This window comes from Humibacillus xanthopallidus, from assembly GCF_044793955.1.
GTDB lineage: Bacteria > Actinomycetota > Actinomycetes > Actinomycetales > Dermatophilaceae > Humibacillus > Humibacillus xanthopallidus_C.
Genome location: NZ_CP084995.1, coordinates 3,598,456 through 3,624,744, shown reverse-complemented (window position 1 = coordinate 3,624,744; position 26,289 = coordinate 3,598,456). Strand labels below are relative to the sequence as shown.

The following is a 26,289-nucleotide window of genomic DNA, read 5'->3' as shown; positions in this document are numbered from 1 at the left end:
ATCTGGCGCAGGGTGCAAAAGGGGGGATACGGTTCCCTCTGGTCGTTGCCGCGCGCGGTGACGGCCAGCCCCACAGCACCACGCCCTGCACGAAGGAGTGCGCATGCGCCGTCGCCCGGCCACGACCGCCGTCAGCCTCACCGCCCTGGTCCTCGCCGGCCTCGCGGTGCCGATCACCGGAACGGTCGCCCGGGCCGCGGAGCCGGCCCGCACGGTCACCGTCGTCGGGTCGCTGCAGGACGAGCTGGGGTGTCCGGGTGACTGGCAGCCCGAGTGCACGAGCACCGACCTGGCGCGGGTCGGTGAGACGAGCACCTACACGCGCGACTTCACCGTGCCGAAGGGCTCCTACGAGCTCAAGGTCGCGATCAACCACTCGTGGGACGAGAGCTACGGACAGGGAGGCGGCAACGTCCCTCTCGTGCTGGGCGGTCCGGCGAAGCTGCGCTTCACCTACGACGACGTCACGCACGCCATCGGCATCGCTCCGATCGAGCTGTCGGGACCGGCGACCGCCGCCGACCAGAAGCTCGCCACCGCCTCGCTGCGCGAGCTCGCCACCCGCGAGCGCTTCTACTTCGTCATGGCCGACCGCTTCGCCAACGGCGACACCGGCAACGACCGCGGCGGCCTCACGGGCGGCCGCCTCGAGACCGGCTTCGACCCCACCGACGAGGGCTTCTACCACGGCGGTGACCTCAAGGGCATCACCCAGCGCCTCGACTACATCCAGGGGCTCGGCACGACCGCGATCTGGCTCACACCGTCGTTCAAGAACCGCGCCGTGCAGGGCTCCGGCTCCGACGCGAGCGCCGGCTACCACGGCTACTGGGTCACCGACTTCACGCAGATCGACCCCCACCTGGGCACCAACGCCGACATGAAGGCGCTCATCGCCGCGGCGCACGCCAAGGGCATGAAGGTCTACTTCGACATCATCACCAACCACACGGCCGACGTCATCGACTACGACGGCGGCAACCACGGCTACATCTCCAAGGAGACCGAGCCCTACAAGGCAGCCGACGCCACGGTCTTCGACGACGCCGTCGTGGCAGGCAAGCCGATGTGCGAGGGGACCCAGGCGGCATACCCCGCCTGCTTCCCCGAGCTGTCCGCGGAGACGTCCTTCCCCTACAAGCCCGTCTTCCGCAGCGAGGCCGACAAGACGGCCAAGGTCCCGGCGTGGCTCAACGACCCGACGATGTATCACAACCGCGGCGACTCGACCTTCGCCGGTGAGTCCTCGAGCTACGGCGACTTCGTCGGCCTCGACGACCTCTTCACCGAGCGCGCCGACGTCGTGACCGGCATGGAGGACATCTACAAGACGTGGGTCGACTTCGGCATCGACGGCTTCCGCATCGACACGGTCAAGCACGTCAACATGGAGTTCTGGCAGAAGTTCTCGCCCGCCCTGCTCGACCACGCCAAGCAGACCGGCAACGACGACTTCTTCATGTTCGGTGAGGTCTTCGACGGCAACCCGGCCTACATGAGCCAGTACACGACGACCGGCAAGCTGCCCGCGACGCTCGACTTCGGCTTCCAGGGCGCTGCCCTCGGCTTCGCCCAGGGCAAGGCCACGACCGGTGTGCGCGACCTCTTCGCCGGCGACGACTACTACACCGACACCGACTCCAACGCCTACGAGCTGCCGACCTTCCTGGGCAACCACGACATGGGCCGCATCGGCGCCATGCTGCTCGGCGGCGACTACGACAACGCCGACCCCGCCAAGCGCCAGAACCTCCTCGACCGCGCCGAGCTCGCCAACTCGCTGATGTTCCTCACCCGCGGCAACCCGGTCGTCTACTACGGCGACGAGCAGGGCTTCACCGGCCCGGCGAGCGGCTTCGACGACAAGCGCGCCCGTCAGGACATGTTCGGCACGCAGACCCCGATCTACCAGGACGACGTCGTCATCGGCAGCGCCGCCGCGCAGGGTGCGGGTGCCCACTACTCGACCACCGTGCCGCTCTACCAGCACATCAAGACGCTTGCGGCCCTGCGTCAGTCCCACCCGGCGCTCGCCGACGGCGCGCAGGTGCACCGCTACGCCTCCGACGCCGCTGGCATCTACGCCTTCAGCCGCATCGACAAGGCGGCCAAGCGCGAGTACGTCGTCGCCACCAACAACGCGACGACCGCCAAGTCGGCCACCTTCGAGACCTTCTCGGCCGGGGCGAAGCTCGTGCCGCTGCTCGGCGGCTCTGGTGACCTGCGCGCCGACAAGGCGGGGCGCGTCACCGTGACCCTGCCGCCGCTGTCGGTCGCCGTCTACCGGGCCAACGCGACGATGGCCTCGTCATCGGTCGCCCCGACCGTCTACCCGACCTCGCCCAGCGCCGGCGCCGTCGTCGGCGGGCGCGCCGAGATCGGCGCCGCCGTGCCGGCCAACACCTTCGCCGAGGTCAGCTTCCTCTACCGCCCGGTCGGCACGTCGACCTGGACCCCGATCGGCACCGACGACAACGCGCCCTACCGCGTCTTCCATGACGTGAGCGGCATGGCGAAGGGCACCCTGCTCGAGTACCGCATGGTGGCCAAGGACCTCTCCGGCCGGGTCTCGGCCACGTCGACCTACGGCATCGTCGGCGAGCCGCAGACCTCCGGCGGTGGCGGCGGTGGCGGCGGCGTCGGCCCCGTCACCCAGCCCGACGCCGTCTCGGTGCCCGGCTCGCACAACAGCGAGATGGGCTGCACCGGCGGAGCCAACGGCGGCGACTGGGAGCCCGCCTGCGACCAGGCTCAGCTCGCCCTCGACGCCAAGGACGACATCTGGAAGGGCACCTGGACCATCCCGGCCGGCGACTACGAGTACAAGGCCGCGGTCAACAAGTCCTGGGACGAGAACTACGGTGTCGGCGGCGCCCCGGGCGGCGGCAACATCGCCTACAAGGCCCCCGGTGGCCAGGTCACCTTCTACTACGACCACCGCACGCACTGGGTGACGAGCAGCGCGCAGGGGCCGATCATCACCGCCCCCGGCAGCTTCCAGAGCGAGCTCGGCTGCCCCGGTGACTGGGCGCCCGACTGCATGCGCTCGTGGTTGCAGGACCCCGACGGTGACGGCACCTACACCTTCAGCACCGACCAGATCCCCGCTGGCAACTACGAGTTCAAGGTCGCGGTCGGTCTCAGCTGGGCCGAGGCCTACCCGGCCAACAACGTCGCGTTCTCGGTGCCGTCCGACGGTGTCGTGACGACGATCAGCTACACCGCCTCGAGCAAGGAGGTCACCGTCAAGACCTCCAAGGCGGGGGCCTCGCCCGACCTGACCAAGGCCAAGGCCTTCGTGGTCGGCCCCGACCTCGTCGCGTGGCCGGCCTCGGCCCTGCCCGCGGGGGTCGACCCGGCGACGCTGCGCTGGCGGCTGCACTGGTCGGCCGACGGCGGTCTCGCCGTCGACGCCGAGGCAGTCACCGGCGGCTCGGTGGCCGCGCTGACCCGCGACCCCGCAGGCCTGCCGGCCTCGCTCGTGGAGCAGCACCCGGAGCTGAAGGGCGCCGTCGCGCTCCGTCTCGACAAGAAGACGGCGAAGCAGCTGGCCGAGATCCTCAAGGGCCAGGTGGCCGTCGCGATGTACGACTCCACCGGCAAGTTGCTCGACGCCACCGGAGCCCAGATCGCGATCGCGCTCGACAGCCTGTATGCCGCCAAGGCGGCGTCGCGCTCCTACGGCGTCAGCTTCAGCGGTGGCAAGGTCGGCTTCACCCTGTGGGCGCCGACCGCGCGCTCCGTGACGCTGCTGACCTGGCCGGCCGGCTCCACCGACCAGCCTGCGAGTGCGGCACGGCGCGCGCCGATGACGCGAGCCGCCGACGGCTCGTGGTCGACCTCGGTGGCCTCGGCCAAGAACGTCCGCTACCTCTACGAGGTGAAGGTCTACGCCCCGAGCACCGGCAAGGTCGAGACCAACCTCGTAACCGACCCGAATTCGGTTGCGCTGACGCTGAACTCGACAAGGTCAGTGGCGGTCGACCTCAGCGACACGGCATACATGCCCTCGGTGTGGCGCACCACGAAGGCGCCGGCGCTCGCCAAGAACGTCGACTCGACCATCTATGAGCTGCACATCCGTGACTACTCGATGAGCGATGCCAAGGTCTCGGCGGCCAACCGCGGGAGCTACCTCGCGTTCGCCGAGAACGGCGATGGGCGCGCGCACCTCAAGTCGCTCGCCAAGGCGGGCCTCAACACGGTGCACCTGCTGCCGAGCTTCGACATCGCCTCGATCGAGGAGGACCCGGCCAAGCAGCAGACGCCGCAGTGCGACCTGGCGTCCTACGCCCCCGACAGCACCGAGCAGCAGGAGTGCGTCAGCGCCGTCGCCGGCAAGGACGCCTTCAACTGGGGCTACGACCCCTACCACTACAGCGTGCCCGACGGCTCCTACGCCTCGAGCGCTGCGGCCGCCGACGGCGGCGCCCGCGTCGCCGAGTTCCGCACGATGGTCGGGGCCCTGCACCAGGACGGCCTGCGCGTCGTGCTCGACGAGGTCTTCAACCACACAGCGCAGTCGGGGCAGGCGGAGAAGTCGGTCCTCGACAAGGTCGTGCCGGGCTACTACCACCGCCTCAACGCGATGGGTGCCGTCGAGACCTCGACGTGCTGCCAGAACGTCGCCACGGAGCACGCGATGGCCGAGAAGCTGATGGTCGACTCGGTCGTCACGTGGGCCAAGGACTACAAGGTCGACGGCTTCCGCTTCGACCTCATGGGCCACCACAGCAAGGACAACATGCTCGCGATCCGCGCAGCCCTCGACGCCCTGACCCTCAAGAAGGACGGCGTCGACGGCAAGGGGATCTACCTCTACGGCGAGGGCTGGAACTTCGGTGAGGTGGCGAACAACGCACTCTTCACCCAGGCCACGCAGGGGCAGCTCGGCGGCACGGGCATCGGCACCTTCAGCGACCGCCTGCGTGACGCGGTGCGTGGCGGTGGCCCGTTCGACGAGGACCCGCGCAAGCAGGGCTTCGGCTCGGGTGAGGCGACCGACGACAACGGTGCCATCGGCTCGGACGGCAAGCCCGTCAACGCCGATGCGGCTGCGCGCCTCGCGCACGACACCGACCTCGTGCAGCTCGGCCTCGCCGGCAACCTACGCACCTTCACCTTCCGCAGCCAGTCGAGCGGCGCGATGGTCAAGGGCACGCAGGTCGACTACAACGGCTCACCCGCCGGCTACGCCGATGAGCCCGACGAGGTCGTCACCTACGTCGACGCGCACGACAACGAGACGCTCTTTGACGCGTTGACCTACAAGCTGCCGGTCGCGACGACGATGAAGGACCGGGTGCGCATGAACACCCTGTCGCTCGCGACGACCGCTCTCGCGCAGACGCCGTCGTTCTGGCACGCGGGCGCCGACCTGCTGCGCAGCAAGTCGCTCAACCGCGACAGCTACGACAGCGGCGACTGGTTCAACCGCCTCGACTGGACGGGCGCCGACAACGGCTTCGGCCACGGGCTGCCGCCCGAGGAGGCCAACGCCGCCAAGTGGTCGTTCATGAAGCCGCTGCTCGCCAACCCGGCCCTCAAGCCGTCGGCGAGCGACGTCAAGCAGGCGAGCGCTCTGGCGGCGGACCTGCTCGAGCTGCGCTTCAGCTCGCCGCTCTTCCGTCTGGGCAGCGCGGCGGCGATCAACGCCAAGGTCGGCTTCCCGGTCTCCGGCACGCCGGACGCGCGTCAGGGCGTCATCGTGATGCGCATCGACGACACCGTGGGTGCCGACGTCGACCCCGCCCTGCGTGGTGCGGTCGTCGTCTTCAACGCGACGCCGGCAGCCGTCTCGCAGAAGGTCCCCGGCCTCACCGGCCAGGTGCGTCTCAGCCCGGTGCAGGCGGGCGGCTCCGACAGCGTCGTCAAGCAGGCGGCCTATGACGCCGGTGCTGGCACGCTGACTGTGCCGGCGCGCACGGTGGCGGTGTTCGTCCAGCCCAACTGACACCTTCCTGAGGTGGCGCACACGTGCCCTCGGCGTCCCGGTCCACCGGGCGCCGAGGGCCGTGCTATACCCTGAGGGGTATGCGTGAACTCGAGTCCCCTCCGACGCTCGGCCCCCTGACGGCGGGGGAGCAGGGCGACGCGGTCCGCTGGGAGCGCCCGCGCCCCCGGCTGGGCGTGGCGGTCGTCGCGGCCGTGCTCACCTTCCTCGTCATCGGGCTGCCGACCGACATCGTGCCCAACCCGGTCTTCGGCCGCGAGGTGCCGGTGCGGCCGTGGGAACCCGGCGTGTGCTTGCAACGAGCGTGCTCACCGGGCTCTGGTTCGGCCTCCAGCGCGGCCGTGCCACGATGAGGGCGGGCGAGGACTCGAGCGCCCCGGCCCTCGGCGCCGCCGGCCTGGCGCTCTTCGCCGTGGCCTGTCCCGTCTGCAACAAGGTGGTCCTCCTCGCCCTCGGCACGTCCGGCGCCCTCGGCATCTGGCAGCCGCTCCAGCCCTGGCTCGCGGGGCTCTCCCTCGTCGCGCTGCTCGCCTCGGTGGCGTATGCCGCCCGGCGCCGACCGTGCGTCGACGGCGTCTGCGAGGTGGCGCGGTGAGGCGCCCCGTGACCCGCCCCGTCGAGGCGCCGCGGCTGGGTGCGGCGGACCCCGGACTCGTCCCCGCTCCGAGTGGCCGGTGGCCGGTGCGTCGGCGGGTGGCCGCGCTCGTCCTCGCCGTCGTGCTGGTCCTGCTCGTCGCGGCCGGGCCGGGGTGGGCCTTTGCGTCCGAGCCGGTCTGGTCGGTCCTGACACTCGCGGCCGTCCTCGCCTCGGCGGCCGCCGTCGCGACCTTCGTGCCACTCGCCGGGGAGGGTGTGCACGTGCACCTTGGGTGCGCACCGTGCGCGGCGGCGGGCGGGTTGGCCGGCATCGGCGGCGCGTGGCTCGCCCTGACCTCTGCCCACGACGGGGGAACGGCCTCGCTCGCGCTCGCGCTGTCGGGTTTTGCGCTCGCCCGGAGGCTCACCGAGCCGCAGACCTGCGACCGGGGCCTGTGACGCCGGCCGGCAGGGAGGTCCCCATCTGTCGCGAGCCCGCCGGGCGGCATACGTTGGTCCGGTGACCACACGTGCGACCAGCGAGATGACCTATCGACAGCTCGGCGACAGCGGCCTGACGGTCTCGACCGTCGGGCTCGGATGCAACAACTTCGGGCGGCGCCTCGACCAGGAGGGGACGACCGCCGTCGTCAACGCGGCGATCGACGCCGGCGTGACGCTCTTCGACACGGCCGACATCTACGGGCTGGGTGCGAGCGAGGAGCTGCTCGGTGCCGCGCTCGGCCGCCAGCGCGAACACGTCGTGGTGGCAACGAAGTTCGGCATGGACATGCAGGGCGCCAACGGTCCCGACTGGGGCGTGCGCGGCTCGAGACGCTACATCCGCACGGCCGTCGAGGCGAGCCTTCGCCGCCTCGGCACCGACTGGATCGACCTCTACCAACTGCACCGGCCCGACCCGCACACGCCGATCGGTGAGACCCTCGCGGCGCTCGACGAGCTCGTGCGCGAGGGCAAGGTGCGCTACATCGGCAGCAGCAACCTCACCGGCTGGCAGGTCGTCGACGCCGACTGGACCGCCCGGGGAGCCGGCACCGAGCGCTTCGTCTCGGCGCAGAACGAGTACTCCCTCCTCGAGCGCGACGTCGAGGACGAGCTCGTGCCGGCGTGCGAGCACGTGGGGGTCGGCCTGCTGCCCTTCTTCCCGCTCGCCTCGGGTCTGTTGACCGGCAAGTACCACCGGGGTGAGGCGGCCCCCGAGGGCAGTCGTCTCGCGTCGATGGGCGATCGCCTCGACGCCGCCGACTGGGACACCATCGAGCGCCTCGAGGGGTATGCCGCCGAGCGCGGTCTGCGGCTCATCGACGTGGCCATCGGTGGGCTCGCGGCCCAGCCCGCGGTGGCCTCGGTCATCGCCGGCGCGACCAGGCCCGAGCAGGTCCTCGACAACGTGCGGGCCGGCCTGTGGCAGCCCAGCGTCTCCGACCTCGCCGCCCTCGACGAGATCACCCAGCAGCCCTGACCCAGGCGGCGGGGGGGCGCGTACCAAACTGCCCACTCGACGAGATAAGTCGAGTGGGCACTTTGCTTCAGTTCTCCACACCTCGGGGGGTGTGGACTCGTGCGTGAAAGTGCCCACTCGACGTGATGAGTCGTCGAGTGGGCAGTTTGCTTCAGTTCTCCACACCTCGGGGGGTGTGGACTAGTGCGTGAAAGTGCCCACTCGACGGGGTTGGGAGGCGCTGCGCTCGGCGCGGCGGGCGGGGAGGTAGAACCAGGCGCCGACGATGCTGACCGCGCCGGCAGTCATCATCGCGACCTGGGTCGAGGTCTGCTCGGCGAGCAGGCCCAGCAGCGGTGCGAAGACGCCGAACGCCGCGAACGCGACCATGGAGTTCATCGACAGCACGGTGGCGCGGTTGCCGGCGCGGGCCTCGCGGTGCAGCAGGGCTGCGTGCATCGGCCCACCCGAGCCGTGCAGCAGGTAGGTGACCGAGTAGGCGGCGATGAGGGCGGCCGGCCCGGCGACGAGCCCCATGACCACCGCCCCGGCGCCGTTGAGCACCCGGGCCAGGATCGCGGTGCGCGTCACACCGACTCGGCGGCTCGTCCACCCGGCCAGCGCTGCCCCGACGGCAAAGACCGCCCAGCCGCCGGCCGCCACCGGCCCCATGATGGCGCCGGCCCGCTCCTCGCTGCCGACGAGCTCGGCGAGGCGGATCGGCTGGAAGGTCTCGAAGACGATCATCGCGACCGACCAGAACACCTCGACGACGATGAGGCCGCGCAGCACCCGGTTGGAGCGCATCAGCCCGAGCCCGTCTCGCACGACTGCCGGAGCCTCCTTGGCAGACGCGGCGGCGCGACGCAGGGCCGATGTGGCGACCGTGGGCCGGGGCTCGCGCAGGAGCGCGACGGTGGCAACCAGGTGCACGACGTTGAGCACGACGAAGACGACCACCGGCAGCAGCAGCGCAGACGACGCGGTGAACGGGTGCCACCAGACCAGTGCCCCCGAGGCAAGGGCCCCGGCGGCGATGCTCCCGCCGAGCACCGTGCCCTGGGCCGCCAGCGCGCCGTCGACGTCGGCACCGGGTGACGTCGCGTGCACCGTGTCGACGAACCACGCCTCGAGCGGTCCCGAGTCCAGAGCCCGGAAGATGCCGGTCAGCACCGCTGCGACGAAGAAGACCCAGAACGACTCGGCGACGATGAGCACCGCGCTCGCCGCGACGTTGACGACCGCCGACGCGATGAAGACCGGCCGCCGCCCGAAGGCATCGGCGAAGCCGCTCGTCGGCAGCTCGAGGAAGAAGACGGTGAGCCCGGCCGCCGACGAGACCGTCAGCGACTGGGCCACGGAGAGCCCGCGCTCGAGCTGCCACAGGGTCAGCAGCCCGACGACGAGCCCGACCGGGAACCATCGGGTGAAGCTGAGCACCAGGAAGACCCGGCGTGCGGCGGCGGGGGAGAGGACGGCATACGGCCGATCGGTGGTGGACATCAGCGGGCACCCCGCGTCGGGGGCCGGTCGAGGTCGAGGGGGTAGGCGAACGCATAGACCGCGATGCGGCGGGCCTGCGGATTGCCCTGTCCCACACGGCGATAGCGCTCGATGAGGTCCCACATCTCGGCACGCATCTCCTCGAGGGCCTCGGCCGTGACGAGGATCGAGGCGTCGCTGGAGCCGCAGGCGTCCTGCCAGTCGGTGGGCCAGGTCGTCGAGACGTCGAGCCACTTGTCGTACTGCTCGCTGAAGTGCCGCGCGTAGTCACGGGTCAGCCAGTTGAGGGCGGTCTCGGCGTCCTCGTCGCCGTCGAAGTCGCTGGGGTGCCACGAGTGGTACTCCGACGCGGCCCGCCACAGCCGGCGCTTGCCCTCGCCCTCCTCGGTGTCGCGCACGAGGCCGACCCACTCAAGCTTGCGCAGGTGGTAGCTCGTGGCGCCGGAGTTGGTGCCGAGCTGGGCCGCGAGGTCGGTGGCTGTGGCCGGGCCACCGCGCCGCAGCGCCCCGAGCAGGCGCGAGCGCAGCGGGTGGGCGAGCACCCGCAGGCTCTCGGGGGTCAGCCAGAGGTTGTCGCCGTCGGTCTCGCCGGGCGGCGCAGGGGGGGTCGGGGAGGAGTCGCGTGCAGCCATACTGTGCACAATACCTCTGCACACTTCGTTTGCACAAGAGTTGTGCACGCGTCGAGCCACCCGACGTCGTCGCAGGTCAGAGCAGCTTTGGAGGCCCCGGGGCAGCGATTTGGGTGCCACCCGCCCGACCCGTAGACTTGAGCACTGTTGTGCCACACCGGCACGAGCGCCCCGCCTCCCCACCTCCACGCTGACCCAGCTGGAGCGAGACGGACGATCGGCGCGGGCCCGGCCCCACGGCATACACCAGCTCGACCACACCAGTAACGAAGGCAGACTCCATTGCGCACGTACACCCCCAAGCCCGGCGAGGTCACTCGCACGTGGCACGTCATCGACGCGAGCGACGTCGTGCTCGGCCGCCTCGCCAGCCAGGCGGCTGTGCTGCTCCGCGGCAAGCACAAGCCGCAGTTCGCCCCGCACGTCGACACCGGTGACTTCGTCATCATCATCAACGCCGAGAAGGTCGCCCTCACCGGCGCCAAGCTCGAGCAGAAGAAGGCCTACCGTCACTCGGGCTTCCCGGGCGGCCTGCGGTCCACCTCCTACACCGAGCTGCTCGCCAAGAGCCCCGAGAAGGCCGTCGAGAAGGCCATCCGCGGCATGCTCCCGAAGAACTCGCTGGCCCGCCAGCAGCTCTCCAAGCTCAAGGTCTACCGCGGCGCCGAGCACCCCCACGCGGCCCAGCAGCCCGTCCCCTTCGAGATCACCCAGGTTGCGCAGTAAGCCCCCCGGCTGCTGCGTAGAAAGCGACAAGACACGTGACTGACATCGTGAACGAGGACGTCCTCGACACCGACGAGCCCGAGCTGACCGAGTACACCAGCGAGACCTCTGCGACCGACGCCGCCTTCGGCGAGACCAAGCGCACCCGTGAGGTCTCGACCCCCGGTGCCGCCACCGGCCGACGCAAGCAGGCCATCGCCCGTGTGCGCATCGTCCCGGGCACCGGCGAGTGGAAGATCAACGGCCGTACGCTCGACGCCTACTTCCCCAACAAGGTGCACCAGCAGATCGTCAAGGAGCCCTTCACGCTCCTCGAGCTCGACGGCTCCTACGACGTGCTCGTGCGCGTGCACGGTGGTGGCCCCTCCGGCCAGGCCGGCGCGGTGCGCCTCGGCGTCGCCCGCTCGCTCAACGGCATCGACGAGGAGCTCAACCGTCCCGCCCTCAAGAAGGCCGGCTTCCTCACCCGTGACCCCCGCGTCCCGGAGCGCAAGAAGGCCGGTCTCAAGAAGGCCCGCAAGGCTCCCCAGTACAGCAAGCGCTGATCTGGCTGCCCCAGCTGGTTGCGTGAAGGCCCCCGAGCACTGCTCGGGGGCCTTCGCCCTTCCCGGGCGCCTCGGGCCCGACCGACGCGGTATGCCGTCCGGTCACCTCGGGTGGGCCCGTGCGCCGGAGTGCCGGGCTGGCCGCCGGGCTGGGACCCCGGCTGGGCGCCGGCACGTTGGCCACAGCACCGAACGGCACCGAACGGCACTGGACGGCGCTTGACGGGCGCTTGACGGGGCCGAACGGGCACCCTGAGGCGCTCGAACGGGCGCTTGCGGGCCGTGGGGGTATCGTCGTCCGAGCACATGATCAGGGCGTCCGAGAGGGCGTCCCAGCAGGAAGGCACACCAGCGTGGCTCGACTCTTCGGCACGGACGGGGTCCGTGGTGTCGCAAACCAGGACATCACCGCCGAGCTCGCCCTCGACCTCTCGGTCGCCGCAGCACACGTCCTCGCCGAGGTCGGCGCCTTCAACGGCCACCGCCCGGTCGCGGTGGTCGGACGTGACCCGCGAGCGTCCGGCGAGTTCCTCGCAGCCGCGACGGTGGCCGGACTCGCCTCGGCCGGGGTCGACGTTCGCGACGCCGGGGTGCTGCCCACTCCCGCCATCGCGTTTCTCGTCGCCGAGCAGGACGCCGACCTCGGGGCGATGCTCTCCGCGTCGCACAACCCGATGCCCGACAACGGCATCAAGTTCTTCGCCCGGGGCGGCCACAAGCTCGCCGACGACCTCGAGGACCGCATCGAGGGCCGGCTGCGTGAGCAGTGGGACCGCCCGATGGGAGCGGACGTCGGACGCATCACGCGCCTGACCGACGGCGCCGACCGCTATGTCGCCCACCTGCTCTCGGTCCTGCCGCACCGGCTCGAGGGCCTGCACGTCGTCATCGACGCCGCCCACGGCGCCGCCTCGGAGGTCGCCCCGCGGGCGTTCCGCGAGGCTGGGGCCCGCGTCACCCTCATCGGTGGCGAGCCCGACGGCATCAACATCAACGACGGCTACGGCTCCACCCACGTCGAGCCGCTGCAGGCGGCCGTCGTCGAGGCGGGCGCCGACCTCGGCATCGCGCTCGACGGAGACGCCGACCGGTGCCTCGCGGTCGACGCAGCGGGCCGGCTCGTCGACGGCGACCAGATCATGGCCATCCTCGCCGTGGCCTTCAAGGAGCACGGCACGCTCCCCGGCGACACGCTCGTGGCCACGGTGATGTCCAACCTCGGCATGATCCGGGCCCTCGGTGGTCACGGCATCAAGGTGCTCCAGACGGCCGTGGGCGACCGTTACGTCCTCGAGGGCATGCGTGACGGCGGCTTCACCCTCGGCGGTGAGCAGTCGGGTCACGTCGTCATGCTCGACCACGGCACGACCGGCGACGGCACCCTGACGGGCCTCATGCTGGCCTCCCGCATGGCTGCCACCGGCCGGCCGATCGCCGACCTCGCGAGCATCATGACGCGCTTCCCGCAGGTGCTTGTCAACGTCAAGGACGTCGACAAGGGCGCGCTGGAGCACAACGTGGTCGTCGCCGACGCCGTGCGGTCGGCGGAGAGCGAGCTCGGCGAGAGCGGCCGGGTGCTGCTGCGCAAGTCGGGCACCGAGCCGGTCGTTCGGGTCATGGTCGAGGCGGCCGACACCGCCCAGGCCAAGGCCGTGGCAGACCGTCTCGTCGGCGTGGTGCAGTCCGAGCTCTCACTCTGAGCCACCCCGCCGGGCGCCGAAGCACGCCGTCCGAGAGCCGGTGACGGCCGCTGTCAGTGCGTCTTGACGCGATCTTGACGCCCAATCTGCCCGCGGCTGCCCGGATGGTGCGGTCCGGCCGGTGCACGCCCCTACAGTCGATGGATGTGACTGTGACCCGTGGGGCTCGAACCCCCTTCATGCGCTGGTTCCTCGACGCGGAGGAGGCCGACCCGGGGGGCTACTACGAGGGCGAGCGCGAGGCGGTGACGAACCGCCACGTGCAACCGTGGTGGCGCGTCATGTGCCTGACCGGTGTCGACTACTTCTCGACGCTCGGCTACCAGCCCGGCATCGCGGCGCTCGCCGCCGGTGCCCTCTCGCCGGTGGCCACGCTCGTGCTCGTGCTCATCACGCTCTTCGCGGCGCTGCCGATGTATCGGCGGGTCGCGACCGAGAGCCCGCACGGCGACGGCAGCCTGTCGATGCTCGAGCGGCTGCTGGCCTACTGGCCGAGCAAGGTGCTCGTGCTCTCGCTCATCGGCTTCGTCGCGACCGGCTTCATCATCACGATCACGCTCTCGGCCGCCGATGCCACGGCCCACCTGATCGAGAACCCCTTCCTGCACGACACCCTCCAGGGCCGCCACGTGCCGGTCACCCTGATGCTGCTCGTCATGCTGGCGGCCGTCTTCCTCAAGGGCTTCAAAGAGGCCATCGGGGTCGCGGTCGTGCTCGTGGTGATCTACCTCGGCCTGAGCCTCGTCGTCATCGCCCGCTCGGCCCTCGAGGTCGTGGCCGAGCCCGGCCTCGTCGGCGACTGGACCGATGCCATGACCCTCGAGCACGCGGCTCCCTTCGGCATCATCGGTGCTGCGCTGCTCGTCTTCCCCGCCCTCGCGCTGGGCCTGTCGGGCTTCGAGACGGGCGTCGTCGTCATGCCGCTCGTCAAGGGCGACCCCACCGACACGGAGGAGTCGCCCGCGGGGCGGATCCGCAACACGAAGAAGCTGCTCACCGCGGCCGCGCTCATCATGAGCGTGATGCTCATCGGCAGCTCGCTCGTGACGACGCTGCTCATCCCGGCCGAGCAGTTCCAGCCCGGCGGCGAAGCGAACGGCCGGGCCCTGGCCTACCTCGCCCACGAGCTCTTCGGAGACGGTTTCGGCACGGTCTACGACGTCTCGACGATCGGCATCCTGTGGTTTGCCGGGGCGTCGGCGATGGCGGGCCTGCTCAACATCGTGCCCCGCTACCTCCCTCGCTACGGGATGGCTCCGGACTGGGCCCGCTCGACCCGACCGCTCGTGCTCGTGCTGTCGCTGATCGCGGCCATCGTGACGCTCGCCTTCGACGCGAGCGTCGACAGCCAGGCGGGGGCGTATGCGACAGGCGTGCTCGCACTGATGACCTCCGCCGCGATCGCGGTGTTCCTCACCGAGTGGCGGCGCGGCCACCACCGGGCGGGTGCCTTCTTCGCCGTGGTGAGCGCGATCTTCGTCTACACCTTCGCGGTGACCATCATCGAGCGGCCCGAGGGCCTGATCATCGCGTCGATCTTCATCGCGATCATCGTCGTCATCAGCGTGTGGTCGCGGATCGCGCGCTCCACTGAGCTGCGCGTGCAGCAGGTGACCTACGACGAGGGCGCCCTCCGGATGCTCGAGGACGCGGCGGCGGGCCTGCAACCGGTGCGCTTCATCGCCAACAAGCGCCAGCTGGGCGATGAGGACGAGTACCGCAACAAGCTCATGGTCGTGCGGTCGGACAACCACCTGAGTGCGCCGGGGGCCATCTTCCTCGAGGTCGAGATCAGTGACGCGAGCGACTTCGAGACCTCGGTCCGGGTGACGGCGGCCGCTGTCGACGAGCACCGGGTGCTGCGCGCGACCGGGCCGTCGGTGCCGAACGTGCTGGCCGCGATCCTGCTCGACGTGCGCGACCGGATGCCGATGCCGCCCCACGCCTACTTCGAGTGGAGCGAGAAGGGACCGGGCCAGAACGCCCTGCGCTTCCTCATCGCCGGTGAGGGCGACATCCCGCCACTGACCCACGAGATCCTGCGGCTGGCCGAGCCCGACGACTCGCGACGGCCCCAGATCCACGTCGCCGGCTGATCCTCCTCGTCTCTCGCGATTCGAGGTGATCCTGGGCGGCGGGTGGTCTGCGCGATCACCTCGATTCGGAGGGGAGGGGGCGCGAAGAGGGGGCGAGCTCAGGAACGGGGGCGGTAGCCGAGCCGCAGGGCTCGCTCGCGCAGCCACGCGCCGGTGCTCAGGGCCGCGGGGTCGTGCGGGCTGAGGTGGGTGCCTCGCAGCCGGTCGACGGTCGCAGCCCCGGCCTCGACGGCCTGTCCGGGGTGGTGGGCCCACTGCTGGAGCAGTCGCGCACGGTGCCTGGCCCGGGCGGCGAGCAGCCCGGCGCCGCTGATGTCCTCGTCGTGGACGAGGTCGATGTCGAACCGCCGTCTCAGCACGCGTGGGGAGACCTGCGGCCCGGCGACGACGTTGCGCAGGTTGGCGTCGTGCAGCACCTGAAGCCACATCGGCTCGGCCCGCACCTCGAGCACCGGCGCGGTGCGGCGGGCGAGGTTGTGCTTCGTCGTGTGCACCGTGCGGGGTGGGGCGCCGGGGGTGCGCCGCTCGATCAGGGAGAGGAACGGTCCGTGCGGCTGGTCGCGACGGTAGACCGCTCCTGACCGGTCGACCTGCAGCCCCCGCGTGAAGTTGACGAAGAGGAGGTCGTCCTGGCCGAAGGACGAGCCCATCGTCGGCAGGCGGTCGAACTGCGCCTGCACCGCGGCGACGAAGTCACGGGCGACGGCGTCGTCGCTGTCCACGCGCGACGTGATGAGGTGCGACGGACCCGACGCCGCGGCATACCGCTCGATGGCCTGGGGCAGCGCGACACCGTGGAAGTCCTCGTGCCCCCACACGGGCTCGAAGGCGCCGTCAGCGAGCTCCTCGACCTGCGCGCGGAACGCGTCGGGGCAGCGGTCGTCGAGGAAGACGAGCCAGCGGAACGGCGCACCCCCGACCTGCCGGGTGAGGCTCGGGTGGCACGCGTCGTAGAAGAACCCGAGGCGATAGGTCAGCCACTCCAGCGGCATCGGCTCGACCTGCCCGCGCCGCACGGCGCTGAAACGCGTGAGCACGAGGTGGTCGAACGGCATACGGCAACCGTAGGGGCTGGGGCCGGCACCGTCCGCCTGCCACGGTGTCGAGCGCTTCCTTCAGTCGATCTGCTGGAGCAGGCCGGTGTCGACGTCATAGAGGAAGCCGCCCACGACCGTGCCCTTGGCGATGAGGGGGTGGCTTCGCACCTTGGCGACGTCCTCGCGCAGGGCCCGCTCCTGGTCCTCGATGACGTGGAAGCTCATCCACGACGCGTCCTTGCCGGCGCTGGCTCCGACCCGCGAGCGCAGCTCGGCCGCACTGTTGGAGGCCACGGCGCAGCGCGTGTGCGGCACGACGAGCACGCGGTCGACGTTGAGCAGGTGCGTGCCGAGCACGAGTGCCTCGAGGGCCAGGTTGTCGATGCGGCCGCCGGGATTGCGGAAGATCTTGGCATCGCCGGGTGAGAGCCCCAGCATGCCGAGCGGGTCGATGCGCGAGTCCATGCACGTGACGACCGCGACGCCCCGGTGGGCCACGCCGTCGAAGCCACTGAGGCCGAAGTTTGCCGCGAACGTCTGGTTGGCCGCCAGCAGGTCGGCGAACGCCGTTTTGTCAGAAGGGTTCTCGGTCACGGTTGTCTCCTCGTTGTCACTGGGTTCAGCGCTCATGCCAGGCCCGGTCGCTTCTCGATGGTGAAAGCCATCGGCTTGCTGACCTCGGCGAAGAAGTCATTGCCCTTGTCGTCGACGACGATGAAGGCCGGGAAGTCCTCGACCTCGATCTTCCACACCGCCTCCATGCCGAGCTCCTCGTATTCCAGCACCTCGACGTGCTTGATGCAGTCCTGTGCGAGTCGGGCGGCGGGGCCGCCGATCGAGCCGAGGTAGAAGCCGCCGTGCTGGTGGCACGCCTCCGTGACCTGCTTGCTGCGGTTGCCCTTCGCCAGCATCACCTTGGAGCCACCCGCCGCCTGGAACTGGTCGACATAGGAGTCCATGCGGCCGGCCGTGGTCGGGCCGAACGAGCCGGACGGCATACCGGCCGGGGTCTTGGCCGGCCCGGCGTAGTAGACCGGATGGTCCTTGAGGTACTGCGGCATCTCGTCGCCGGCGTCGAGTCGTTCCTTGATCCTGGCGTGTGCGATGTCGCGGGCCACCACGAGCGGGCCGGTCAGCGAGAGTCGTGTCTTCACAGGGTGTTTCGAGAGCTCGGCGAGGATGTCGTCCATCGGCTGGTTGAGGTCGACCTTGACGACGACGTTCTTGCTGATCGAGCTGACACCGACGGCGTCGTCCTCGTGGTCGCCGAGGTCGACGGCGCCCGCGTCGGGCAGGAAGCGGGCGGGGTCGGTCTCGAGCTGCTCGATGAAGACGCCCTCGGCGGTGATCTTGCCGAGCGCCTGCCGGTCGGCTGAGCACGAAACCGCAATGGCGACAGGCAGACTCGCGCCGTGACGGGGGAGCCGCACGACCCGGACGTCATGGCAGAAGTACTTGCCGCCGAACTGGGCGCCGATGCCGAACTGGCGGGTCAGCTCGAGCACCTTCTCCTCGAGCTCGGTGTCCCTGAAACCGTGGGCCGTGACCGGGTCGCCCGACTTGGGCAGCGTGTCGAGATACTTCGCCGACGCGTACTTCGCTGTCTTGAGGGCGAACTCGGCGCTCGTGCCGCCGATGACGATGGCGAGGTGATAGGGCGGGCAGGCCGCCGTGCCGAGCGAGCGGAGCTTCTCGTCGAGGAAGCGCATCATCGCATCCTCGTTGAGGATCGCCTTGGTCTCCTGGTAGAGGTAGCTCTTGTTGGCCGAGCCGCCACCCTTAGCCATGAAGAGGAACTTGTACTGAGCCTCGTGACCGGCGGCGGTGTCGGCGTAGATCTCGACCTGGGCCGGCAGGTTGGAGCCGGTGTTCTTCTCCTCCCACGTCGTGATCGGCGCCATCTGGGAGTAGCGCAGGTTGAGCCGGGTGTAGGCGTCGTAGACGCCCTCGCTGATCGCCCGCTCGTCGGTGCCCGGCGTCAGCACGTGCTGGCCGCGCTTGCCCATGACGATCGCCGTGCCGGTGTCCTGGCACATCGGCAGCACACCGCCGGCGGCGATGTTGGCGTTCTTGAGCAGGTCGAGCGCGACGAACTTGTCGTTGTTGCTCGCCTCGGGGTCCTCGAGGATGTTGCGCAGCTGCTGGAGGTGACCGGGGCGCAGGTAGTGCGCGATGTCATGCATGGCCGTGTCGGTGAGCAGGCGCAGCGCCTCCGGGTCGACCTCGAGGAAGGTGCGTCCGTCGGGACCGGGGATGGCGCGCACGCCCTCGGTCGTCAGCAGGCGGTAGGGCGTCTCGTCGGCGCCGATGGGCAGCAGGTCCTCGTAGGCGAAGTCGGCCACGACACGCTCCTTGCGATCCGGGGTGGGCTCGTGGTGCAGGGCCGTGTGCCGCCGAGCCCTGCGGCATACGACAATCCCCTCCCAGCCTAGTGAACGGCTGGGAGGGGACGGTGTCAGGTCCGCGCGAGGACGGTCTTGGGTGTCAGCCCTTGACCGCGCCCGAGGTCATGCCACGCACCATGAAGCGCTGCAGCGAGAAGAACACGATCATCGGGACGATCATCGAGATGAAGGCTCCCGCGGTCAGCAGCTCCGTGCCCTGCCCCTGCGTGCCGAGCAGCTGCTGGAGCTTGACGATCACCGTGGTGTTCTCGCTCCTCAGGAAGAGCTTGGCGATGAGCAGGTCGTTCCAGACCCAGAGGAACTGCAGCGTCGCGAACGCCGCGATGGCCGGGATGGACATCGGGAAGACGAGACGCCAGAAGGTCTGGAAGTGGCTGCATCCGTCGATCTTGGCCGACTCGACGATGCTGCGCGGCAGCGTGCTCATGTAGTTGCGCAGCGTGTAGATGCACAGGGGCATGCCGAAGCCCGTGTGGAGCAGCCAGACCGCGATGTACTGGCCCGAGATGCCGAGGCCTCGCGGGCCGAGCACGTTGAGCATCGGCTGGAAGGCCACCTGGATGGGGACCACCATGACGGCGATGATGAGCAGGAAGAAGAGCTCCTTGAACGGGAAGTCCATGAAGGTGAACGCGTAGGCGGCGAACGCCGCGAACATGATCGGGATCACCGTCGCCGGGATGGCGACGACGATGCTGTTGATGAATCCGGAGCTGAGGTCGGCTCCGGTCCAGGCACCGGTGTAGTTGCTCGTCGTCCACTCGGCCTGGAACGGGTTGAAGAACGCCGTCCACCATCCGGAGGTCGCGGCGTCGTCCCGGGTGCGGAACGAGGTGACGAGCAGCCCGATCGTCGGGATCGTCCACAGCAGGGCGAGTATGCCCATCGTGGCCATCGAGAACGGGCTGCGGGGCCGCCCGTCCTTCATCAGCGACCGGCTCATCGCGAGGCCTCCTCGTCCTTGAAGTGCTTGATCTGGAACCAGATGAGCGGGATGACCGCGATGAGCAGGACGACGACGATGGCTGTTGCCTGCCCCGCCTCGCTCGCCGCGAAGAGCTTGTTGAAGAAGAGGTTGGCGATGACGTTGGTGCCGTAGGCGCCGTTGGTCGTCACGTAGACGATGTCGAAGACCTTGAGCACCGTGATGAAGACCGTCACGAAGACCGTGATGATCGTGCCGCGGATCTGGGGGATGATCACCTTGAAGAAGATCTGCAGCTCGCTGGCCCCGTCGATGCGGGCGGCCTCGATGGTGTCCTCGGGGACGCCCTTGATGGCCGAGCTGAGCAGCACCATCGAGAAGCCGACCTGCAGCCAGATCAGGATGACCATGAGCAGGATCGAGTTGAGCTTGGCCGTCTCGATCTGCAGCCAGGTCTGCGGCTCGCCGCCGAGCCCGACCCAGATGGCGTTGAGCAGGCCCGTCTGCGCCTGGCCGGGGTTGTTGAAGGCGTAGACGAGGCCCCAGATCGCCGAGGCGCCGACGAACGAGATCGCCATCGGCAGGAAGATCAGGCTCTTGGCGGCCTTCTCTCCGGTCGCCGACAGCTTGTCGGCGAGCACCGCGACGATGACTCCGAACGCCACGACGATGGCCGGGACGATGAGCAGCCACAGGACGTTGTTGACGATCGACTTCCAGAACTCCGGGTCGGCGAAGATCGTCTGGTAGTTCTGCAGCCCCACGTAGGCGGTGCTGTCGGAGTTGGCGAACGAGTAGTTGATCGACTGGAACGTCGGGTAGATGAGCATCAGCGCGACGAAGAACAGCCCGGGCAGGACGAACGCGTAGGGGATCGCCCCCTCGGACAGACGTCGTGGGAGACCCTCGACGAACATGTTGAGGAAGTAGAAGAGCAGGGCTGCTCCGCCGACTCCGACGACGATCGCAAGGACGCCGATGATGAACTTGTTGCCGAACCACTGCGGGTAGTAGCCGAAGGCCAGGAAGAGATTGGCCAGCCCCCAGACGATGCCGACCATGCCCACGATGCCGATGGCGATCTTGGCCGGGTTGGCCCGCAGCGAGGCACCGGGATCGTCGACCCGCATCTTTTGCGGCGGCGCTGCCGCGCTCGTGCCGGTGGTCATGACTTCGGCCAAGCGGCTTCGATGTTGTCAGCCGTCTGCTGCGACGACTGGCCGTTCGCCCACTTGACCATTTCCTTCCAGAAGACGTCCGAGCCGATGGACTTGGGCATCAGGTCGGACCCGTCGAACCGGAGGACGCTGGCCTTGTTGGCGATGTCGGCGATCTTGCGCGTCGTCTCGTTGGGGTAGTTGCTCACGTCGAACGTCTTGTGCGGCGAGAGCCACCCGCCGGCCTTGGCCCACGGGGCACCGAACTGGTCGGACGTGATGAACTCCATGACCTTCTTGGCGTCCTCGTCGTTGCCGTTGAAGAGGCCTGCGAGGTCGCCGCCGCCGAGGATCGAGGCGCCGTCGTAGCCGCCCTCGAACTTCGGGAAGACGTAGATGCCGACCTGGTTGTCGAGGTCGGCCTGGACGTTCTTCGGGTAGAACGTCGTGGCGAAGTTGCCCTGGCGGTGCAGCATGCACTTCGGCGGGTTGGAGAAGGCCGGGGTCATCGCGTCACCGAAGGCGGTGTTGAGCACGCCGCGGGGCCCGCCGAGCACCATTGCGGGGTCCTTGTTGAACTTGGCAGCCTCGTCGAAGGCCGCGACGACGCGCTCGTCGTTGAAGGGGATGCGGTGGGAGGTCCAGTCGTCGTAGACGGACGGGCCGTGCATGCGCAGCATGAGCTCCTCGACCCAGTCGGTGCCGACCCAGCCGGTCGCCTGGTCGGACTCCCAACCGATGCACCAGGGGGTGATGCCGCTGGCGGCGATCTTGTCGGCGACGTTGGTCCGCAGCTCCTGGATCGTGGCCGGGTCCTTGGGCAGACCGGCCTCGTCGTAGGCAGCCTTGGGATACCAGACGACGCTCTTGACGGCGTTGCGCATGGGCGCGCCGTAGACGCGGCCCTTGTAGCGGCTGGCGTCGAGGAAGCCGGGGAGCAGCGTGCCCTGGAGCTTGTCGTAGTCGAGGTAGCTGTCGATGGGCGCGATCTTGTTCTGGGCCGCGAACTCGATGAGGCCGCCCGGCTGCGGGAAGAGGCCGATGTCGGGCGAGTCGCCCGAGTTGACCTTCTGCTTCACGGTCGTGGTGAAGTCCGTGTCAGCGGTGTACTGCACGTCGATGCCGCTGGACTGCTCGAACTCGGCGAGTGACGCGACGAAGTTCTTCTCCTCGTCACCACCGAAGGCACCGAGGATGGTCACCTTCTTGTCTCCGTCGGCGGAACCGCCGTCGACGACGGACGCGCCCCCGCCAGCGCCACCCTCGCCGCCGCCGGCGTTGGGGTTCTGGAGGCAGCCCGTGAGCACCAAGGCCGCGGCGGCGACCACCCCGCCGGCCCTCAGTGCACGTCTGGGAATTCCACTCATGGTCGCTCCTCGTCGTTGAGTTGTGCGTCGATCCCCACCGATCAACGTGACCACGGTCACGTGAACAACCTCATTCCTACCGCGTCGCCGGGGGTCGGTCCAGTGACAGACACGCGACAGTGACCACCACGTGACCTTCGGGCAGGATCGGGCGTCATCCGGGCACGACTCGGACGTCGACAGGCTTCCCGGCCCGCGCGAGATGCGGGAGGCGCAGGCCCCCCGGATCTGCTTCAGACGCAGCGGCCGTCCTTGCACTCGTGGTCGAAGAGAGCCCGCGCCAGGACCGTCGTCATGTCGGCCGGGCTCGGCGCGGAGTAGAAGTCGGAGTAGGTCATCGTCGAGATCGACGTGAGCGCCTTCGGGTCGACGTCGGGCCCGATGCCGATCGTCGTGATGGCGATCGGCTTCGTCGGGTCGCTCGCGGCGCGCAGCTTGGCCTTGAGCTCGTCGAGGGAGAGGCCGCCCGGGTCGTCGTTGCGCCCGTCGGTCAGCACGACGACGGCGTTGACCCGGTCGGGGTCGTAGCTCTTCTTCGCCGTCTGGTAGGCCGCCCAGATCGTGTCGTAGAGACCGGTGCCGCCACCGATGCTCTTGCTCAGGCTGGCGGCACCCGCCGCGACCCGCGCGCGGTGCCCCTCGTCGTCGAGGCGGCCGATGGGGGCCACCTCCTTGTAGTCGGCGCCGCCGGCGCCGATGCCGATGGAGAAGAACCAGAGCCCGAGCTTCGTCGTCTTGGGCAGGGCCGAGAGGGCGATGCCGGCTGCCTCCTGCGTGATCGCCACCCGGGTCGTGCCGCCGACCTTCTCCTTCATCGAGCCCGACACGTCGAAGACGGCGAGGAGCGAGAAGTCGGTCGTGGCCGACTGCCAGGTGTCGGTGGCCCGGGCGACGGTCGGCGCGTCGGGCTGCGGGCCGATCGTGACCTCGCCGATGCTGCCCTGCGGGGTCGGCATCGTGACCGGCACCGACGTGGAGCGGATGCCGAACTGCGAGAAGATGCTCGCCGCCTTGGGGGTCTGCAGGTAGGCGCGCAGCAGCTCGACGGCCTGGTCGCGCACCGGGTCGGTGGCGACGTTGACGAGCGAGAACTCGAAGGCGGGCGTGCCCTCGGCGGGGGTCACCGACACCATCTTGTGGTCGGGGTAGAGACGGTTGTGGTCGATGAGGTCGGCCTCCGCCACCGGGAAGGCCTGGGCCTTGTCGGGGCTGGCGTTGTAGGTCGCGAAGAGGTCGTCGATGGACGACGAGGCGCCACGGGCCAGCGTCGGGATCACGGTGCGGCCCTGCTCGGCGCTCATCTGCGGCATCGCGGAGGCGAGGGCGAGCATGCCGGCCGTGGTCGTGCGGGGGTCGCTGAGCCGGATGGGGTCGCTCGAGGCGACGAGGTCGAGCCACTGCGGCTGGCTGCCGAGGGCCTCCGCGGCGGCGGGGTCCATCGCGATGACGAGCGGGCTCTTGGCGAAGGGCTGGGCGATCTTGGCGTTGATCTTGGCCGTCTGGTTGACCCGCTCGACCCAGCGCGGCGAGTCGGGGATCCAGCCGTCCGGCCGGTTGGGCTGCCCCTGCCCGAGGCCGATCATGGCCTCGATGGGCGACTTGCCCTTGACGAGGTAGTCGACGCAGGGCGAGGCGGGGTCGGCCTGGTACTGCTTGGCGAGCGCGAGCGTCGCCGGTTGTGCGGCCTCCGACACCCACAACGTCACCGGGGTGCGCTGGGGGCAGGCCTTGCCGGTCACCGAGGGCAGCGCCGACAGGGGGTCCGCGCTGACGCGTCCGGTCCACCAGAGGGAGCCTCCGACTCCGGCGCCGACGAGCAGCACGATGCCCGCGATCGAGGCGATGACGCGGCGGCGCCGCCTCGCGGCGAGCTTCTGCTCGAGTGCCTTTCGTGCGGCACGACTGTTGTAGAGGCTTGTTTCGTAGGGGCCGACCGGGCGCTGTGGAGGGGTGGGGCTGGTCAACGGGGTTCCTCACATGTGGACACCCCGGCAGCCCGGGGCGTCAGGATGATCCACCGGTGGAAGGTACCCGGCGGGCCGCGCAGAATGGTGCCTGACCCCTGACCGTTCTGTCGAATGCCCGAATTGTGTCGCGTCACCCTCCTCAGGTGTGAGGCATCGTCCCCTCATGTGGCGGTTCTCGAGGTGCGCCGGGCGCGTCAGGCGGGCTCTGCCAGGTCGGCTCGCTGGGGGGCATGGGCCCCCGCCCGCTCGACCGTGAGGGCGCCGGTGCGCAGGGCCCGCTGCACGGCGGGGACGACCTCGGCGATCGACGCCGCCTGCAGCCGCTCGCGCGCCTCCGGGCCACCGAGCAGGCCCGCGTCGAGCAGCCCCGACACGAGCCCCGCCATGAAGGAGTCGCCGGCGCCGACCGTGTCGATGACCTCGACCCGGGGCGCGGGCAGCGCCTGCACCTCGCCCGTGGCCGTGGCGCGCACGACCGCACCGGCTCCTCCGCGGGTGACGACGAGCAGGGCGGGCCCGAGCGCGCCCCAGGCGGCGATGACGTCGTCGAGCTGCTCGCCGGGGCAGAGCCAGTCGACGTCCTCGTCGCTCAGCTTGACGACGTCGGCGGACGCGATGGCCTCCTCGATGAGGCGACGCGCGTCGGCCGGGGCGCCCATCAGGCTGGGTCGGGCGTTGGGGTCGTAGGAGACGGTGGCTCCCGTCGCGCGAGCGGCAGCCAGGGCGGCCCGCACGTCGGCGCCGCCGGGCTCGATCACCGCGGCGATGCTCCCCGTGTGCACATGGCCGTATGCCGTGAGGTCGGGGATCGTGGGCAGCTGCCAGTCGAGGTCGAAGACATAGGTCGCCGCGCCGGTGGCGTCGAGCGTCGCGTGGGCGACCGAGGTGAACTCGGCCGACTGGGAACCGGGCGTGAGGGCGACCCCGCGCTCACGGCATACGGCCTCGATGCGGGAGCCCCGCTCGTCGGTCGCGATCCAGGTGGCGAGGTCGACCGGGTGGTCGAGGGCCGCGAGGCCGAAGGCGACGTTGGCGGGGCTGCCGCCGACGTGCTCGACGACGGCGCCCGAGGCGTCGGTCACGGCGTCGACGAGCGCCTCACCGATGACGAGGGTGCGCGGGGGTGTGGTGCTGCTCACGACCGTCTCCTCAGGGCTCGATCATGTCGGTGCTGCCGAACCACCCGGGGCGGTCGAAGCGGTGCTCACTGTCGATGGTGCGGATCGTGCCGCTGCGCGAGCGCATGACGAGCGAGTTGGTGCGGGCCGACTTCGCGCCGTAGCGCACGCCGCGCAGCAGCTCACCGTCGGTGATGCCCGTGGCGACGAAGAAGCAGTCGCCGACGACGAGGTCGTCGGTCGAGAGCACGCGGTCGAGGTCGTGGCCTGCATCGATCGCCCGCTGGCGCTCGTCGTCGTCCTTGGGCCAGAGCCTGCCCTGGATCACGCCGCCGGTGCACTTGATGGCGCATGCGGCGATGATGCCCTCGGGGGTGCCGCCGATGCCGAGCAGCAGGTCGACGCCGGTGCCCGGGCGGGCCGCCATGACCGCGCCGGCGACGTCACCGTCGACGATGTAGCGGATGCGCGCCCCGGTGTTGCGGATCTGCTCGGCGAGGTCGTCGTGACGCGGCCGGTCGAGCATGACGACCGTCACGTCGGCGGGAGTCTCCTTCTTGGCCTTGGCGATTCGCCGGATGTTCTCGGCGACGGGCAGGCGGATGTCGACCACGTCGGCTGCATCGGGGCCGGTGGCGATCTTGTCCATGTAGAAGACGGCGGAGGGGTCGTACATCGCGCCGCGGTTGGCGACGGCCATGACGGCGACGGCGTTGTTCATCCCCTTGGCCGTGAGCGTGGTGCCGTCGATGGGGTCGACCGCGACGTCGACCTCGGGGCCGGTGCCGTCGCCGACGTGCTCGCCGTTGTAGAGCATGGGGGCGTTGTCCTTCTCGCCCTCGCCGATGACGACGATGCCGTTCATGCTGACGGTGGAGATCATCGCCCGCATCGCCTCGACCGCGGCGCCGTCGGCCTTGTTCTTCTCGCCGCGCCCCACCCAACGGCCTCCGGCCATCGCGGCCGCCTCGGTGACCCGCACCAGCTCCAGGGCGAGGTTGCGGTCGGGCTGGCTGTGCTTCATCGAGTCCTCCGTCGGCTCCGTTGCACTGTCGCGAGTGGGCGACAGCCTAGCGGGGGTCGACAGTCGGTTTGGACGTGCGTCCGGCGCCGGGGGACG

20 protein-coding genes are annotated in these 26,289 nt (G+C 69.9%); 9 read left to right on the top strand and 11 right to left on the bottom strand.

The genetic code is table 11. The features are described from left to right. Positions 1–103 precede the first annotated feature (103 nt). The 5 genes from pulA (at position 104) to LG278_RS16225 (ending at position 8,012) form a co-directional block, all read left to right on the top strand. Positions 104–5,953, top strand: coding sequence for a pullulanase-type alpha-1,6-glucosidase (gene pulA / locus LG278_RS16245; protein ID WP_404388468.1), 5,850 nt, complete (start codon positions 104–106; stop codon positions 5,951–5,953). 80 nt (positions 5,954–6,033) lie between these two features. Continuing rightward, positions 6,034–6,306, top strand: a complete 273-nt coding sequence (locus LG278_RS16240; RefSeq protein WP_404388467.1) for a hypothetical protein — start codon at positions 6,034–6,036, stop codon at positions 6,304–6,306. Then, the gene (locus LG278_RS16235; protein WP_404388466.1) at positions 6,303–6,548 is read left to right on the top strand and encodes a hypothetical protein; all 246 of its coding nucleotides are present in this window, start codon (positions 6,303–6,305) and stop codon (positions 6,546–6,548) included. The genes LG278_RS16240 and LG278_RS16235 overlap by 4 nt, the downstream gene beginning before the upstream one ends. Positions 6,549–6,556: 8 nt before the next feature. After that, complete coding sequence (locus tag LG278_RS16230) at positions 6,557–6,988, top strand: hypothetical protein (protein ID WP_404388464.1); 432 nt, start codon at positions 6,557–6,559, stop codon at positions 6,986–6,988. 85 nt (positions 6,989–7,073) lie between these two features. Continuing rightward, positions 7,074–8,012, top strand: a complete 939-nt coding sequence (locus LG278_RS16225; protein WP_404393692.1) for an aldo/keto reductase — start codon at positions 7,074–7,076, stop codon at positions 8,010–8,012. Between the two features lie 180 nt (positions 8,013–8,192). Here LG278_RS16225 and LG278_RS16220 read toward each other — a convergent pair whose 3' ends face one another. Together LG278_RS16220 and LG278_RS16215 are read right to left on the bottom strand one after the other, a co-directional pair. After that, entirely contained in the window at positions 8,193–9,494 is a 1,302-nt protein-coding gene (locus LG278_RS16220; protein WP_404388462.1) for an MFS transporter, read from the bottom strand. Next, on the bottom strand, positions 9,494–10,126 hold the full coding sequence (locus LG278_RS16215) for an ArsR/SmtB family transcription factor (RefSeq protein WP_404388461.1): 633 nt from the start codon (positions 10,124–10,126) through the stop codon (positions 9,494–9,496). Before LG278_RS16215 ends, LG278_RS16220 begins: the two co-directional genes overlap by 1 nt. 282 nt (positions 10,127–10,408) lie before the next feature. Here LG278_RS16215 and rplM point away from each other — a divergent pair, with 282 nt between their 5' ends. From rplM to LG278_RS16195, 4 genes are all read left to right on the top strand, one after another. Next, positions 10,409–10,852 carry a 50S ribosomal protein L13 gene (rplM, locus tag LG278_RS16210; RefSeq protein ID WP_404388459.1) on the top strand — a complete coding sequence of 148 codons (444 nt, stop codon included), beginning with the start codon at positions 10,409–10,411 and terminating at the stop codon, positions 10,850–10,852. Between the two features lie 35 nt (positions 10,853–10,887). After that, positions 10,888–11,397 carry a 30S ribosomal protein S9 gene (rpsI, locus tag LG278_RS16205; RefSeq protein ID WP_404388457.1) on the top strand — a complete coding sequence of 170 codons (510 nt, stop codon included), beginning with the start codon at positions 10,888–10,890 and terminating at the stop codon, positions 11,395–11,397. Positions 11,398–11,750: 353 nt separating this feature from the next. After that, a complete protein-coding gene (glmM, locus tag LG278_RS16200; protein WP_404388455.1) occupies positions 11,751–13,097 on the top strand; it encodes a phosphoglucosamine mutase in 1,347 nt (448 codons plus the stop codon). Positions 13,098–13,276: 179 nt separating this feature from the next. Continuing rightward, on the top strand, positions 13,277–15,193 hold the full coding sequence (locus LG278_RS16195) for an amino acid permease (RefSeq protein WP_404388453.1): 1,917 nt from the start codon (positions 13,277–13,279) through the stop codon (positions 15,191–15,193). A gap of 98 nt (positions 15,194–15,291) precedes the next feature. On the opposite strand, the gene LG278_RS16190 is transcribed toward LG278_RS16195, so the two are convergent. The 9 genes from LG278_RS16190 to glpX all read right to left on the bottom strand — a co-directional run bounded on the left by LG278_RS16190 (position 15,292) and on the right by glpX (position 26,193). Next, on the bottom strand, positions 15,292–16,248 hold the full coding sequence (locus LG278_RS16190; protein ID WP_404388451.1) for a glycosyltransferase: 957 nt from the start codon (positions 16,246–16,248) through the stop codon (positions 15,292–15,294). 60 nt (positions 16,249–16,308) lie between these two features. Beyond that, positions 16,309–16,824: a beta-class carbonic anhydrase gene (locus LG278_RS16185; RefSeq protein WP_404388449.1), complete on the bottom strand. Its 516-nt coding sequence runs from the start codon at positions 16,822–16,824 to the stop codon at positions 16,309–16,311. A gap of 32 nt (positions 16,825–16,856) precedes the next feature. Next, positions 16,857–18,572, bottom strand: coding sequence for a fumarate hydratase (locus tag LG278_RS16180; RefSeq protein WP_404388447.1), 1,716 nt, complete (start codon positions 18,570–18,572; stop codon positions 16,857–16,859). A 142-nt stretch (positions 18,573–18,714) separates the two neighbouring features. Further along, positions 18,715–19,578 carry a carbohydrate ABC transporter permease gene (locus tag LG278_RS16175; protein ID WP_404388446.1) on the bottom strand — a complete coding sequence of 288 codons (864 nt, stop codon included), beginning with the start codon at positions 19,576–19,578 and terminating at the stop codon, positions 18,715–18,717. Beyond that, positions 19,575–20,729: a carbohydrate ABC transporter permease gene (locus LG278_RS16170; protein WP_404388444.1), complete on the bottom strand. Its 1,155-nt coding sequence runs from the start codon at positions 20,727–20,729 to the stop codon at positions 19,575–19,577. The genes LG278_RS16175 and LG278_RS16170 overlap by 4 nt, the downstream gene beginning before the upstream one ends. Then, a complete protein-coding gene (locus LG278_RS16165; RefSeq protein WP_404388442.1) occupies positions 20,726–22,084 on the bottom strand; it encodes an ABC transporter substrate-binding protein in 1,359 nt (452 codons plus the stop codon). The genes LG278_RS16170 and LG278_RS16165 overlap by 4 nt, the downstream gene beginning before the upstream one ends. A gap of 233 nt (positions 22,085–22,317) precedes the next feature. Continuing rightward, the gene (locus LG278_RS16160; RefSeq protein ID WP_404388440.1) at positions 22,318–24,048 is read right to left on the bottom strand and encodes a substrate-binding domain-containing protein; all 1,731 of its coding nucleotides are present in this window, start codon (positions 24,046–24,048) and stop codon (positions 22,318–22,320) included. 197 nt (positions 24,049–24,245) lie between these two features. Next, the gene (locus LG278_RS16155) at positions 24,246–25,190 is read right to left on the bottom strand and encodes a PfkB family carbohydrate kinase (RefSeq protein ID WP_404388438.1); all 945 of its coding nucleotides are present in this window, start codon (positions 25,188–25,190) and stop codon (positions 24,246–24,248) included. 10 nt (positions 25,191–25,200) lie between these two features. Then, complete coding sequence (gene glpX / locus LG278_RS16150) at positions 25,201–26,193, bottom strand: class II fructose-bisphosphatase (RefSeq protein ID WP_404388437.1); 993 nt, start codon at positions 26,191–26,193, stop codon at positions 25,201–25,203. Positions 26,194–26,289: the final 96 nt, after the last annotated feature.